Below are 14026 nucleotides of genomic sequence, written 5' to 3'. Positions count from 1 at the left end.
GTTACCGGGCATCAACCAATTGATATTTAATATGAAAGTAAACTGAATATTAAATCGTTTTGAGATACAGCTCCTGTAATTCCTGCGCTGTAAACGCTTTGGAAGTTAGGTTCTGTACAAGCTCCCCCTGTTTCATAATTCCGATATTAGTGGCTACACTTACCGCATTGAAGATGTCATGAGTAGCCATTAAAACTGTTCTTCCTTCTTTACCCAGCTGGCGTACAATTTCTGTAAATTCTGCTGTAGCAATGGGATCCAATCCACTGGTAGGTTCGTCAAGTAGAAGCACTTTTGCATCTTTAGCCAGTGCAATAGCAATACCCACTTTCTGGCGCATCCCTTTAGAATATCCTCCCAATGCTTTATTATGAGCTATTTCCTGCAATCCTGTACGCTTAAGTAATGCAGCCAATTCATCTTTCTGATAATCAAATCCTGCAATTTTGGAGAAGAAGTCAAGATTCTCTATTCCTGTAAGATTAGGATATAAAAGAACAGTCTCAGGAATGTAAGCAAGGTGTTTTTTATCTTTTGAGGTTCCTCTTTTACTGAAATATCATTAATGAATGCATCTCCGGAAGTCGCTTTAATGAGCCCAAGGAGAATATTGATCGTTGTGCTTTTACCTGCTCCGTTTTGGCCGAGAAGGGCAAATATTTCTCCTTTCTTTACTTCCAGATTCAGAGACTGAAGTGCTGTAAAATCGTTGTATTTTTTATGTAGATTAATAGTTTTTAACATAATTTTCTGTATTTGTATTGTGAAAGCATGATGAATAAAGCAATAAAGATGAGGTACGGTAGAAGTATCTGTCCCCATTGAATAGATGAGGAAAATTTGAATACCTGTATAGTTTGTTGTGCCCAGTTAATGGACTCTGCGTTCTTTCCTGAGAAAATAAGAGGGTAGAAGAACAATCTCTTTTTCTCATGGAATTTCTTAAGTGATAATGCGTACTGCAAATGATTCTGAATATCAGATTTTGCCAGATGGCTTTCTACAAGCTGAGTATGAAGGTTCGGAAGGAAATAGCCTAAATAAGCTGCTGCCTGATTCCGTTTTTGCATTTTTTCTGTGTATTGTTCTGAAGATTTTGCAGATTCAAGATCTCCCATATGCTGCATGGCATAATACCAGGTCCAGGTGAATGCGTCATTTTCTTCCACGGTGAACTTCCTGTACTGAGGATATGCTTTATAAAACTTTTCCATCGTAGGTTGTTTGGGCTCATCCCATTTGTTGTGATAGCCTTCCCTTTGTTCCATCACCGCTTTAAGGGATTCATGTACCGGATAGATTTTTTGTATCAGAATATTACTGCTCATGGGGATAATAAAATTAATCCCCACCCAGACAATCAAAAGGATTAAAGCATTCTGAGCCGATGATTTACGGAAAGAAACAATCCATCTGCACAGGGCAAACCAGAACAGGATATAAAGCCATCCACTGATGAGAAAAGCAATATAGTAGGAGTCTAAAGGTATTTTTATCCAGACTGAAGCAATAATAATTAATATAAAGTATACTATTGTTACTGCCAAAAGCCGTATGAGCATCTTATGATCCAAGAGCTTTTGCAAATTGCCGCTCTGTACCGAAAGCAGTTTCCAGGTTCCTCTTTCTTCTTCCTCAGAAATCAGATTATAGCAAAAGGCCACAATCACCAATGGAAAAAGGAAAACAATAACAAAACTAAAATCAAAATTTCCAACAGCAGCATTGGCTGGATTGTAAAAATCAGAATTATAGCGCTGTTCTTCAAGATTCCGAATGGTTACCCCTTGAATAGACGGATTTAAATCGCGCATTCCAATATTTAAAGCAGCTAATCTAGGAGTTTCGTTGACGAGATTAAATTTAATATAATAAAGCACCAGCCCCAGATCATCCTTATGAAATTTTGTATTTCTTTCTATACTTTCTTTTTGATAGGCTCCACTTTTGGAGATGATATCTTCATTCCTGTCCAGAAATTTTTTCCCGGTATAAATGGCCATAATCCCGGCCATGAATAAAAATAGCAGTGCAATGATGTATGCTTTGTTACGGTAAAATTGAGTATATAAATAACGGTTCATTTAAATTAATTTTAGTTTTCTTCCACTTATTTCGATCGCAATAATGCATACAGCCATCCAAAGAACCAATGCCGCAGCAGGTATTGGCTGTTGTTTGATACTTTCCAATACAGAAATATACCGGTATTTAAAATCCGGGAACTTTTCCCAATTGTGCTTGTCAATTACAGCAGGTGGACCGCCATTTTCCGGTTTAATGTTGCTGATCTGCTCAATTTGCAAATCATTTAAATGCTGAGCCATCTGATAGCGATATTCTTCTGCCTGTTTCTGAAACTGGTTATAAGAGAAGAAATCTGTGCCTGTAGCAATCATAGAGAAGTTTTTAATAGCAATGGCAGGATTGATCAATCCTGAAAAATCTGTCAATCTTTGCTGTTTGTTGTAAATATTCTGCAACTCTTTTTGATGTCTGATATAAATCTGTGAACTTATTTTTTCCCCTTCCTTCATAACAAACCCGCCATAGTTAAAAGGAAGTTCATTGGTTGTTTTCACTTTATATTTGGCCAGCAAAGAATCTTTGATTTTTTTGAAATGCGGATCATCAGGATTATGGCTGTCTCCTGATTTTAAAATATCCTTTTCCAGTGTAGTTTCGAAAGCAATTCGGGAAGGTGCAGGATATAAGTTCTGTGCTGCAAACTGAATTCCTTTAGGCAAAACAATAATAAAAAGAAGCCAGAAACCAATAAGGCTGATCAACGCAGATGAGGTACTTTTACTATTCGCAGAAACCACTACGGTCAACGTGCAGATAAAAAAGTAATAGATCATATAAGCAGGTAACAGCAATGATAAACGCAATACAATATCAGCCGGATTGGTAGTCTCTGACATGGATGCTGCCATAAAAACAATAGGAATTACCGGAATCAGGAAACATAGAGAAAAGAGCCAGAGTCCCAGAATTTTACCCCAGATAATATCCCTTCCTGAGGTTCCCTGCACACTGATGATCTTTAAAGTGGCATTCTCACGTTCCTGCACAATTAATCCAAACCCCAAAAAAAGAATAATTAGCGGAACAATACTTTGCAGAATAAACGCACTGCTAAATGCCCCGAATCTGACCAAAGTACCGGAGCTTCCTGCTTCTGAAAGATTAGCGGTATTCTGCTTATGGGCTTCCAGGAATATAACATTTCCCAGATAGTCATCCAGTCCGTTGTCAAAAATATTCAATGGATGCCCGATTCTGAAAACCAGATATCCATAATGAGCCATACGGTGCGGATGCTTATCTGGTCTGTGTTCCCAGCTTTCCCGGACTTCTTTGCGGTATTCTTTTATTTTCGAAAAAGAGTCCGTATATTTTGTATATCCTATACCAATACTCAGCATACAGAATAAGAGTACAGCGATAGTGGTAAGCAGATTTTGTTTTCCTTTAAACAAATCCTGCCAGGTTTTTCTCACCATCAGTTGTAAGTTTGAAATAGCCATAATTTAAAATTTATAAGTAGCAGTTAGTAAATAATTTCTTGGGGTTCCCGGAAACAGCCTTAAATAGTTCTGAGCCCCAATCCAGTATACTTTGTTGGTGATATTATTCAGATTAAAAGAAAGCTGCACCGTTTTTGCCGGAGTGTAATATAAGGCTGCATCTATTGTCGTATAGGACGGAAGTTCAAAACTTCGGGTAAACCATGGAACTTTAGAACTCTGATAAAGTATTCCGGAACCAATTCCAAAGTCTTTGAGTAATTCTATATTTGAAAAATTGTAACGTGTCCAGATATTAACCGAGTTTTTAGAAGTGTTTTCTTTCCTTTTTCCCACAAGATCGTGGTTGGTATCATCCAGTATTTTAGCATCAATATAGCTGTAACCACCGTAAATATGCCATTGAGGAAGTATATGTCCTGAAAACTCAGCTTCAAATCCACGGCTTCGGTCTGCACCGCGCTGTACAAGCTCATCAGGTTCTGAAGGATTATTGGCATTGATTAAAATATTTCTCTGGTTGATTTCATACACTGCAAGGTTCAGTGAAATTTTACCAAAAAGCTGAGCTTTGATTCCTAATTCTTTGAGATCGGAAGTCAAAGGTTTAAATCTGGCTGCAGACCCTGTAAGACTGGAGGTATTTGGCATTAAGGTTACCGTATTGGATTGAGGCTGATATCCGGTTAAATAAGTTCCGTACAGATTGATGTTATCTGTCACGCTGTAGGTAATACCCAACCTGTAAAGAAGTTTGTTATTTTTAAAAGAAGACTCATTGGATTCTTTGAAGTTGGTGATATCCTGAAACCATTCCTGACGGAGCCCCGATAATATTTTGAATTTTTTCCACGTGAAAAGATGCTGAATATAAGCAGCATGAGTGGTGGTAAGGGCAGAAGGTAAGGGGGTGATCACATTAAGGGTATTAAAATCTGCACCCTGATAACTTGCAGCTCCGGGATTCAGGTCAAATGGCGTTACATTGGGCAGAGGAATAACTGTCCCATTATAATTGGTAGTCTGATAATCTGAAGCTTTTGCCGGATTGTAAGAAGAAGCTATAGTCCCATTCTTGAGCAGAAAACCTCTTGCTGCATTCTGTTGTCCGCCTTTGCGTTTTTCCCAGATCTGATTGTCATAGCCTATCAAAGCCTGATGCTGAACAGAACCTGTTTTGAATTTAAAATTAAAATAAGCATTAATATTGTCGGTTGCCCAGTTCTGTTTTCTCTGCACAAACTGCATCATGGCAAGACTCGAAACTGGTTTGTTATCCATATCAGGGACAAAAGAATTGGTTGTTCTGTGCTCCTGCAGGTTTTCTCTCCAGTATTGCTTCATATAAGAAGCATTAAAACTGATAGATGAGTTAAAATGATGGGCAATCGTTCCCATTAATATGAGTTCTCTGGTTTTAAAAAATCATCAGGAGCTCCCAGATTCAGCGTTCTTGGAGTGCTGTATAAATCTGTTTTCCCGGCCACAGCTCCGAAAATAGGCTGTCCTCTGTCCAGATTTCCATAAAGGTCATTGAAAATCATTTCCACATTCACGGATGTTTTTTCATTCGGAATAAAAGTGATAGAAGGTGAGATCAGAATCCCGCTGTTTTTAACATGATCCCTGAATGACCAGGCATTCTGATACGTTCCGTTAAAACGATATAATAAAGTTTTGCTCTTATTTAAAGGGCCTGTAAGATCTGTGGTGACACGGTAGGTTTCAAAACTACCTCCCGATAAACTGATCTCATGACGAGGATTTGACAATGGTTTTTTGGTGACCATATTGATTGTTCCTCCGGGATCTACGCTGGACATGGTAATACTTGCAGGGCCTTTGAAAACTTCTACACGTTCTATATTGGAAGTCATCGGCTGTAAAAAATAATATTGTCTGGTCCGCATTCCATTGATGATCTGTCCTTCTTCATTTTGACTGATCCCACGGATATTGTATTGGTTATAATAGCTGGAAGGGGAGACTCCGTTTATATTTTTCATCACATCTCCCAGCTGGAAAGCCTGACGGTCGGTGATGAGTTCTTTGGTAATGGTATTAAGCGTTAAAGGCAGATCTTTATTCTTCATGGCAATCTTGGTGGCAGCAAAAGAGTAATCGGAAGTATAATCTTTAGATTTTCTTCCGATGACTTCAACGGTCTGAACCACTGTAGATAATGAATCTTCAGAACTTGACTGAGCATACAGAAATGATGATGCAGTGATGAAACTTATACTGAAAAGTTTCACAGGATTTGGGGAAATACAATGAATTATTCCCGAATAATTAAAATTATTGGTAATCATGAATAGGAATGTACGGGCAGTTAATAAGCCCATTAATAAAAGGATATCCTTACTAGTGTGAAGACACAGGTATCCACGGAATCACAGTACAGACTAAAAAATCTGTAAATGAAATAATAGGGCAGCAAAGATTAAGCTACCGCGAAAAATGAAGCTGGGGGAGCCCTTGAACTGAAGAAGTCAAGGAGACAACGATACGAAATGGCTTTCGGTTGTGGCATTTCGTTGTCATTGGTAATATTAATGGCAAAATCCAAATTCAAAGGTTCGGGAACAAGTATGTTGTTCATATGCATATGAAGTACACACTGGCATTCGTCGTCCTGTGAAAAGGTAGGAATTTTCTCTTCTTTTGATCCTTTTTTATACATCACTTTACTTTTGGTGTGCTTGGCATGATCAAGACATGTTGTTACCCCGCTGACATTCGAAACAAATATCAGAAGTAAAGAAAAAACAAAAAAGACTCTGAGAAATTTTTGCATAATAAATAGAAAAACAAATGTACAATTTAATTTTATAAAAATTGAGTTATGAATAAAAAGTAGTGGATTTTTTTAGTTTTTACCTGAAATCAACAGATTAAAATTTACTTTATGGAGTACGATTGTTCTTATGGATTTAATCTTAAAAATTTAAACTGACTTCTGTGAAATATTAGCAAATTATTTATATTTTTGATCGATTAACTAATTGATTAAATTTATGTTGATATCAAGAACTGCCTTCCAGGGCTTAAATTGTGCAATCGGTTGCATTGCTTCCGGGTTTTTAGCGGCTCAAAGTATCGTCCAGGTTACAAATCCTTTAGATTTTGCCAGAAATGAAGTGGTGGCTGTCCCAAACACTTTGTTGAAATCATTTTTAAGTAAGCATACTGAAAAAGACCTTAGAATAAAAGATGCCAAAGGAAACTGGATTCCCATTCAGTGGATTGATGATGATGGAGATGGAAAAAGTGAAGAATTGCTTTTTCAGGTGAATATTGAAGCAGGAAAAACAAATACTTACACTATTGCAGCAGAAAGAAAAGCTCAGATTAAGGTAAGCAGGGTTTCTACTTATTCCAGGCTCGTTCCGGAAAGAGTAGATGATTATGCATGGGAAAATGATAAAATTGCCTTTAGAGTATATGGCCCGAAAGGCCAGCAGGAAGCTATACAGGGAATAAAAAGCAGCACTCTTTCCAGTGGTGTGGATATATGGCTGAAAAGAACAGATCAGCCTGTTATCAATAAATGGTACAAAGGATATCTTACAGATCCAATGTATTATCATAAAGATACAAGAGGCGAGGGCTATGATCCCTATCACGTTGGAAACAGCCGTGGAACGGGCGGAATCGGAATATGGAAAAATGAAAAACTCCAGACATCACAAAACTTTATAACATCCAGAACCATTGCCGAAGGTCCTTTAAGAACTGTTTTTGAACTTACTTACCAGCCATGGAGTGAATACGGAGTGAAAGAAACAAAAAGGATTTCTTTAGATCTGGGTTCCAACTTCTCAAAATTTGAATCCACTTTTGAAACAGAAAAGCCCGTTCCGAATTTTACTGTCGGAATTACTTTGCATAAAAATGAAGGAAAAACTCAGCTGGATAACAAAAACGGATATTACCTTCACTGGGAGAAAATAGATGATGCATTTGTAGGAGAAGGAATTGTGGTAGATCCACGGATTGTTGAAAAATCATTTGCATTCATCTCTGAGATTCCTGATGAAAGTAATCTATATGTTGTGACCAGGCCTTCAAAAGTCCTTACCTATTATGCCGGATTTGCTTGGCAGAAAAGCGGACAGATTCAAACAAAGGAGGATTGGGAGAATTTGCTTCAGAAACAGTCGGAAATTATTGCAAAACCATTGGTGGTGAAAGTTATTAAGTGAGAGAGTTGTAAGGGGAGTGTTTTAGAGTGAAATGCTCAGTTTAATTTTAAATATTAAAAAATGAATCTAAAAATATACACATTTGCATTAGGGATATTGGCGGTTAACTGTTCTGCCCAAGTGAAAGATACATTGGCGGAAAAAATGTTGATCTATCAGCTTCCGAATGGAGGCTGGGGAAAACAGCTTCAGGATAAATCGGTGGTTAATTATAATCTGTCCATCGACAAAACTCTTTTAAAAAAGATAAAATCAACAGGGGATGATCATGCTACTATTGATAATAATGCAACCTCAAGGGAAATTAATGCATTGATTAAAGCGTATTCAATAACTAAAAACCCGGATTATTTAAAAGCAGCGGAAAAAGGAATCAGTTATCTCATTCTGATGCAGTATGAGAATGGAGGCTTTCCTCAGTATTACCCTAATTCAGGGCTCTACAGAAAGCAGGTGACGTATAATGATAATGCGATGATCAATGCCTTGACAGTTCTTTATAATACTGCGGAAGGAAAGAATAATTTTGATGTAGTTTCTTTATCATTAAAGGAAAAATCGAAAACTGCCGTACAAAAAGGAATTGGATGTATTTTAAAAACTCAGGTTCTGCAGAAAGAGGTTCCTTCCATTTGGGCAGATCAGTATAATGAAATTACGTTGCAGCCGGATAAGGCAAGAGCTTTTGAGCCCATTTCATTAGCCACAGGAGAATCTGTAGGAATCGTAAGATTTTTAATGATGCAAACGGTAACTTCTGAGATTGAAAAATCAATCAAAGCTGCCATAGAATGGTTCAAACAGAATAAAATAGAAGGGTATAGTTATAATGTTACTAAACAGAATGGAAAAGCAGTAAGAGTATTGGCTGAAGATAAAAACTCTGTGATCTGGGCAAGATTTTATGATATTCATACCAATAAACCTTTGTTTGGAGACCGTGATGGAAGTGTAAAATACAATTACAACGAAGTTTCAGAAGAAAGAAGGAATGGATACAGCTGGTTTGGCGATTTTGCAGAAAAGCTTTTAGCAAAAGAATACCCCAAATGGCTGGAGAAAAATAAACTAAATGAATAATTGGTATTCAGTAACAGCGGGTTTTACCCGCTTTTTTTACAATAAAAAAGAGTGTCCCATTTCTGAGACACCCTCTTCCTTTTATGATTGCTGCTATTAAAGCCTTCTTTTAAAACTGATCACAAACATTTCCGCCTAAAGTAGCTCCCGCATTAGCTGTTACATCTGCCTTTACATCTGCCACGTTAAGTTTTGTGATACTGTATGGCGGAGTGAATGCTGTTCCGCTTCCTGCTGTATTTCCGGTAACATTGATAAAACTGCTTCCGGATTGGGTTACCGCTGTAAATCCACTCATTAGGTTGATAGGTTCTTTCACATTTTCAAAAACATTTCTTTCTACCAGAATATTAGCCTGTACTCCTGCAGCAATACATTTATTGCTTACAGAACTGTTGAAATAACTGTTCAGGATATGAATTTTACCGAATCGTACTCTCGGCATACGCTCTCTGCATCCCGGCGCCCACCAGCATCTTACAAAAGTTACATTCAGTTTTCCTGCATCAGCAGTTGCACCGTCGCTGGATCCGATAAGGTTGGAGAATCTGTGGTCATCCGTTCCTCCTGAACCTCCTGGTTTTGGGGCTTTCAGATAATGGAATTTTGTATAGGAAACCGTAATATAATCAGACTTATTTTTGATATCGAAATTTCCGTCAACACCATCTCTGAATTCACAATGATCTATCCATACATTTCGGCAGTCATCCAGAATGGCATTATCCCAACCATCGGTGTCATAAGCTCCCGGACCTTCAAAAATCAGGTTTCGGATAATAATATTGTTACATCTTTTAATATTGATAATTCCTGATCCATCTTTAGTCTGATTGGTAGAAACCAGTTTGGCTCCGGTAGTTCCGTAAATTGTTTTTCCTGTCTGGTCCTGTAGGGATAAGCGGGTAGTGATAGTGATGGTTCCCGTTACTTTGATCACTTTTACAGCGGTATTTTCTATGGCTGCTTTTAACTGTGCATAAGTAGAGACTGTTGTTTCTGCTGCTGTTCCGCCACCGGTAGTTCCTCCGTTTTGAGAAGCCCATCCCGGTGCTACGCAATTGGCCAGAGGGACAATCTTTTGTGATAAAGAGTTTTTAATGTTGAGTTCGCTTTGCGCCAGATCATTGTTGATTTCTTCCTGACCACATCCGGTTAAGGCAAAAGCAGAGCTTAGAGCGGCTGTAAATAAGGCCGCCTTGAACGTTGTTTTCATAGTTTATATTTTGTGATTTGTTCTGGTGTAAAATTATATTATTAATATTAAATTATTTTATATTTTACTATATTAATATTTATATAATTATAATGTTAATTATTTAATTTGATCAATCGGTTGTATTTTATGTTTTGTTTAAAAATAAAATATATTCTGTTAAATGAATCAATAAAAGTGCAGGTTATTTTATTTTTTCGATGCTTTAGCTATGAGAGATCAAAAATAAGCAGTGTTCAATTTTATCGGAGATAAAATCTTTGCGCCTTAAAAACGGATGGTATTTCAAAAAAAACCTAGGCCTTTGCGTTTTTCCAACATTCTTTTAATTAAATAATAAAATCCTCCCGAAAAGGTGTGAATGAATCAATGAGTTTTCCCTCTTCAAGACACTTTACCCCATGAAAAATATTGGGCTGTGCAAAAATCCATCTCCTTCCTGTAAAATTTTTGTTTCATCATCTACGGTAACTTCAAATTTTCCTGAAGCAACATACGTAATCTGAGAATGAAAATGCTGATGCAAAGTTCCTACAGCATCTTTCTCAAACTTTACAATAATCATCATCACCTGAGAATTATATCCCACAAACTGTCTGGAAATACCATTTCCTACATCTTCCCATGCAGAATTTCCATTGAAGAAAGGTTCTTTTTTGAAATCCATTTTTCTATTTTTTACTTAAAATGTTGTATAATATCTATTATCAGGGTTATTTAATATATTTCTCCAGACCTGTTTTGAGATCTTTCAAAGAAGTTGCAGCTATTTTTGCAATAGATTCTGCCCCAAGCTTTGACAAATGGGTATCATCATCTTTTCCTTCCGGATAATAAGGTTCGTCTCCTTTTTTATAATGCAGATGCAGTTTCTTTGAGTTTTCCGGTCCGTAAGAAATTTCAAGCTGTTCTGATAAAAGCTGTAGGTCAATAAAAGGTACTTTAAGATCATTGGCTACCATTCTTACCACCAGAGGATATTCTTTATGAGTATCCACTAAAACACCATTTTCGTTAAAATTTCTTCTTACAATAGATGTCATAAGAATAGGAATAGCACCTTTAGACCTTGCTTCGCTCACATATCTTTCAAGATTGGCTCTGTACTGGGTGTATGGATTGGTAAAACGTGTGGAGTCATTTACTTTCTGATCATTATGCCCAAATTGAATGATCACAAAATCTCCTTTTGTAAGTTGATTCAAAACTTTATTCCATCTGCCTTCCGTTCTGAAACTTTTGGAGCTTCTTCCGTTGGTTGCATGATTCTGAAGGGATATTCCTGTTGTTAAAAGAGAGGAAAGCATCTGTCCCCAGCCATGCTCTGGGTTTTTATCCGGATTTTCTTTATTGGCCATGGTAGAATCACCAATGAGAAATAATGTGGGTTGCTGCGCATAAGTGATGATGGAAAAGAAGATGATGAGAAGGGTAAGTTTTTTATTCATTTTTATTTTGCTTATTATAATTCTTTTGTCTTGAAATCGAAGATTCACATTGTTGAGCAAAAAGGTTGGGGAAGCGCAAAGGCACAAGTTTTTTTCAAAGTTTATGCTATAAGGCGCAAGGATTTTATCTCCGATAAAATTGGTAGCAACATACCTTGCTGAAAATCTCAGATTTTCTTGCGTCTTAAAAGAGTATGATGCTTACAAAACCTTGCGTCTTTGCGATTATCCAACAATTATTTAATTAGGGGTTCCAGCCGTCAAAGATTTTTTCTAAGGTGTAATTTTTAAGTTCTTTTTTGGTTAGTTGATGTGACCAGCTAACCCGTTTTGAAGGATTTCCTCCTTCGCCTTTGCTTCCGGATTCTGCGTAGTAAGCGGTTTTTTCTTTATCAGGAAACATTTTGTCTCCTTTCCACGGATTCCAGCCTTCAGGAAGAATGTGTTTTCCCATTTCTGTATTGATGAAAACCGTTTTGGCATAAGGTCTCCATGGTCTTCCGAGATACACTTTAGTAACCTCATCTTTAGTAATAAGCTTGCAATCAAAAAAAACAAATCCGTACTTTCTATCGATTTCCGTTGCGGCTGCAGTGATGTAAGAATCGGCCAGGCTTTTAATTGTACAGTTTTTAAAAACAGCAGTGGCCTGTCCGAAAATAAAATCGGTAGTTCCTTCTATATAACAGTTTTCAAAATACTGTCTGCTATGGTTGGAAGCGGAATAAAGAGTGTCCTGACAGCCAAGGATATCAGAATTCTTACTCACAAAACGATCTCCTTCTACATGAAGAGAAACCGCCTGGCCTTCGTTGCATGAGCTGTTTTGAATGGTCAGATTGCTGATTTTGATATCATCGCCCATTATCAGAAGAGTATAGGAATTGAACGTCGTCATCTTTTCATTGAAAGAATCTGTTTTTCCTGAGAAATCATTGTTGGTAATTATCGTATTGCTTTTATTTTCCCCTTCCAGCGTGATTTTATGCTTTGAAGAGGGAATAATCACTTTCTCATGATAGATTCCTGTTTTGATTTTGATTAAAGCTTCTGCCGGCCCAAGATCTCTTACAGAATTGATAGCTTTTTGAATGGTGGTAAAATCTCCATTTCCATCCTGAGCCACTGTAAGAGTGATATAAGGTTTGCTTTGCGCCCAAACAGATTGAGCAACTGCCAGCAATAGTATTACAAATAATTTTTTCATAAGATCCGTTTAAAAATTATTTCAAAACTTTATTTAAAAAATCAACAGTATAGTTCAATGTTTCAGTAAACCATGGTTCTGCAGACCAGAATGAATGTGGTGAATCTTTAATTTCATAAAATTCAGTAGGAATATTGTAGGCCTTTAATTTCTTCATCATATCATCTCTTCCGGCATGAAACCTGGGTTGGGAACTATTGATAAAAAGGGTAGGTGGTGTATTCTTATCCACAAATTCCAGCGGTGAAGCTTCTGTCCAGTTTTTTAGATTACTATTCCGGTCTCCATCCAGCCAATAGGAAGCGTAAGTACTTTCCTCGGTTTCAGGGTGAATAAAAGAAACAATTCCATCAATATTGATGATCGCCTTTATATTATTTTTCTTTTTTACACCAACCAGTGTTGCCATCTGAGCTCCGGCAGATTCACCCAAAACGACCATTTTCTTTTTATCTAAAGAATATTTTTTGTGATGGGTCCGTATCCAATGAATGGCAGTTTCTATGTCTTCAATTCCGGCAGGGTATTTTGCGGTATCTGCAAGACGGTAGCCAACAGCGATCACAACAAATCCTTTTGAAGCTAATTCCATAGCCATATATTTCTCATTGTCTTTGTTGCCGGAAATCCATCCGCCACCATGAACCATTGCGATTCCTGCACACTTTTTTGAAGTATCAACAGGGTAGTATACATCGGCTTTTAATGATGTACCGTTGATATTTTTGTATTCAATATCTCTGTCGATTCTGATATTTGGAGGAACCGGACGATCAATAGGGGTAATGAAAGGATGTTTTTTCTTTAATTTTTCAAAAGTTCCTTCATTGGTGTAAGGAGAAGCATTCGGTCTGTTTACCTGCCCGAATGCCATCGTCCCTACGAAGAAAATAGAAATATAAGTATGTCTTTTGTTAAAAATCATTTTGTCAGATTTTTACATTGAAACCATTAAGGATTTTAAACTATTAAGCTAAATGAAGAAAATCCTTCTGACTTTTAAGTAGAATTTGTGGTGCAAAGTCTAACTTAATATTCTTAAAAATTTAACTCATCTTAATGGTTGATATTCTATCAGGTTTATTGTATTATTTTATAAATGTTGGAATACGCAAAGATTTCTATGTTAATACACAAGAGAAATTTGAATTTTTTATTGACACAAATTCTTCTTTTTGTAAAAATGGCTGTTTTCTATTGATGACAGCCATTATTCTGTGTACTAATTTATTTCTTACCGCATTCAGGACACTCATTTTATTTTTTCCTTCACTTACTTTTCTTAGGAAATAAGTTTTTAATTCCTTATCTGATCTTATACTTGCCATTGCTGACATATG

The 14026-nt window shown here is 36.9% G+C and carries 12 protein-coding genes and 2 pseudogenes; 2 read left to right on the top strand and 12 right to left on the bottom strand.

The genetic code is table 11. The annotated features are described in order from the left end of the window. Positions 1 to 49: 49 nt before the first annotated feature. From BOQ62_RS00585 to BOQ62_RS00565, 6 genes and pseudogenes are all read right to left on the bottom strand, one after another. A pseudogene (locus tag BOQ62_RS00585) lies at positions 50 to 744 on the bottom strand (ABC transporter ATP-binding protein). After that, positions 738 to 2084, bottom strand: a complete 1347-nt coding sequence (locus tag BOQ62_RS00580; protein ID WP_129036520.1) for a DUF3526 domain-containing protein — start codon at positions 2082 to 2084, stop codon at positions 738 to 740. Before BOQ62_RS00580 ends, BOQ62_RS00585 begins: the two are co-directional and overlap by 7 nt. After that, on the bottom strand, positions 2085 to 3530 hold the full coding sequence (locus BOQ62_RS00575; RefSeq protein ID WP_129036519.1) for an ABC transporter permease: 1446 nt from the start codon (positions 3528 to 3530) through the stop codon (positions 2085 to 2087). A gap of 3 nt (positions 3531 to 3533) precedes the next feature. Continuing rightward, positions 3534 to 4928, bottom strand: a complete 1395-nt coding sequence (locus tag BOQ62_RS22745; protein ID WP_228413491.1) for a TonB-dependent siderophore receptor — start codon at positions 4926 to 4928, stop codon at positions 3534 to 3536. Then, entirely contained in the window at positions 4928 to 5875 is a 948-nt protein-coding gene (locus tag BOQ62_RS22740) for a TonB-dependent siderophore receptor (RefSeq protein ID WP_228413489.1), read from the bottom strand. The genes BOQ62_RS22745 and BOQ62_RS22740 overlap by 1 nt, the downstream gene beginning before the upstream one ends. A gap of 98 nt (positions 5876 to 5973) precedes the next feature. After that, a complete protein-coding gene (locus BOQ62_RS00565) occupies positions 5974 to 6213 on the bottom strand; it encodes a hypothetical protein (RefSeq protein ID WP_129036518.1) in 240 nt (79 codons plus the stop codon). Between the two features lie 334 nt (positions 6214 to 6547). On the opposite strand from BOQ62_RS00565, the gene BOQ62_RS00560 reads away from it, so the two are divergent. Further along, positions 6548 to 7735, top strand: coding sequence for a DUF4861 domain-containing protein (locus BOQ62_RS00560; RefSeq protein WP_228413487.1), 1188 nt, complete (start codon positions 6548 to 6550; stop codon positions 7733 to 7735). Between the two features lie 60 nt (positions 7736 to 7795). After that, the gene (gene pelA, locus BOQ62_RS00555) at positions 7796 to 8815 is read left to right on the top strand and encodes a pectate lyase (protein WP_129036517.1); all 1020 of its coding nucleotides are present in this window, start codon (positions 7796 to 7798) and stop codon (positions 8813 to 8815) included. Positions 8816 to 8924: 109 nt separating this feature from the next. On the opposite strand, the gene BOQ62_RS00550 is transcribed toward pelA, so the two are convergent. The 6 genes and pseudogenes from BOQ62_RS00550 to BOQ62_RS00525 all read right to left on the bottom strand — a co-directional run. Then, positions 8925 to 10031, bottom strand: coding sequence for a polysaccharide lyase family 1 protein (locus tag BOQ62_RS00550; RefSeq protein WP_129036516.1), 1107 nt, complete (start codon positions 10029 to 10031; stop codon positions 8925 to 8927). 394 nt (positions 10032 to 10425) lie between these two features. Then, complete coding sequence (locus tag BOQ62_RS00545) at positions 10426 to 10698, bottom strand: cupin domain-containing protein (RefSeq protein WP_317127342.1); 273 nt, start codon at positions 10696 to 10698, stop codon at positions 10426 to 10428. 46 nt (positions 10699 to 10744) lie between these two features. Then, positions 10745 to 11479, bottom strand: coding sequence for a rhamnogalacturonan acetylesterase (locus BOQ62_RS00540; RefSeq protein ID WP_129036515.1), 735 nt, complete (start codon positions 11477 to 11479; stop codon positions 10745 to 10747). Between the two features lie 244 nt (positions 11480 to 11723). Continuing rightward, positions 11724 to 12686, bottom strand: a complete 963-nt coding sequence (locus tag BOQ62_RS00535; protein ID WP_129036514.1) for a pectinesterase family protein — start codon at positions 12684 to 12686, stop codon at positions 11724 to 11726. A 16-nt stretch (positions 12687 to 12702) separates the two neighbouring features. Further along, the gene (locus BOQ62_RS00530; protein WP_129036513.1) at positions 12703 to 13611 is read right to left on the bottom strand and encodes an alpha/beta hydrolase; all 909 of its coding nucleotides are present in this window, start codon (positions 13609 to 13611) and stop codon (positions 12703 to 12705) included. Positions 13612 to 13807: 196 nt separating this feature from the next. Then, positions 13808 to 14026, bottom strand: a pseudogene (locus BOQ62_RS00525) (hypothetical protein); the annotation flags it as partial.

The organism is Chryseobacterium sp. CH21, from assembly GCF_004119445.1.
Classification (GTDB): Bacteria; Bacteroidota; Bacteroidia; order Flavobacteriales; family Weeksellaceae; genus Chryseobacterium.
The sequence above is the reverse complement of the archived record's forward strand: the minus strand, read 5'-3'. Positions and strand labels throughout refer to the sequence as shown.

Coding starts and splice junctions, on each gene's coding strand:
- BOQ62_RS00530 (WP_129036513.1), bottom strand. CDS start 13,611: ATGATTTTTAACAAAAGACATACTTATATTTCTATTTTCTTCGTAGGG.
- BOQ62_RS22745 (WP_228413491.1), bottom strand. CDS start 4,928: ATGGGAACGATTGCCCATCATTTTAACTCATCTATCAGTTTTAATGCT.
- BOQ62_RS00545 (WP_317127342.1), bottom strand. CDS start 10,698: ATGGATTTCAAAAAAGAACCTTTCTTCAATGGAAATTCTGCATGGGAA.
- BOQ62_RS00560 (WP_228413487.1), top strand. CDS start 6,548: ATGTTGATATCAAGAACTGCCTTCCAGGGCTTAAATTGTGCAATCGGT.
- BOQ62_RS00550 (WP_129036516.1), bottom strand. CDS start 10,031: ATGAAAACAACGTTCAAGGCGGCCTTATTTACAGCCGCTCTAAGCTCT.
- pelA (WP_129036517.1), top strand. CDS start 7,796: ATGAATCTAAAAATATACACATTTGCATTAGGGATATTGGCGGTTAAC.
- BOQ62_RS00535 (WP_129036514.1), bottom strand. CDS start 12,686: ATGAAAAAATTATTTGTAATACTATTGCTGGCAGTTGCTCAATCTGTT.
- BOQ62_RS00565 (WP_129036518.1), bottom strand. CDS start 6,213: ATGTATAAAAAAGGATCAAAAGAAGAGAAAATTCCTACCTTTTCACAG.
- BOQ62_RS00580 (WP_129036520.1), bottom strand. CDS start 2,084: ATGAACCGTTATTTATATACTCAATTTTACCGTAACAAAGCATACATC.
- BOQ62_RS00540 (WP_129036515.1), bottom strand. CDS start 11,479: ATGAATAAAAAACTTACCCTTCTCATCATCTTCTTTTCCATCATCACT.
- BOQ62_RS22740 (WP_228413489.1), bottom strand. CDS start 5,875: ATGGGCTTATTAACTGCCCGTACATTCCTATTCATGATTACCAATAAT.
- BOQ62_RS00575 (WP_129036519.1), bottom strand. CDS start 3,530: ATGGCTATTTCAAACTTACAACTGATGGTGAGAAAAACCTGGCAGGAT.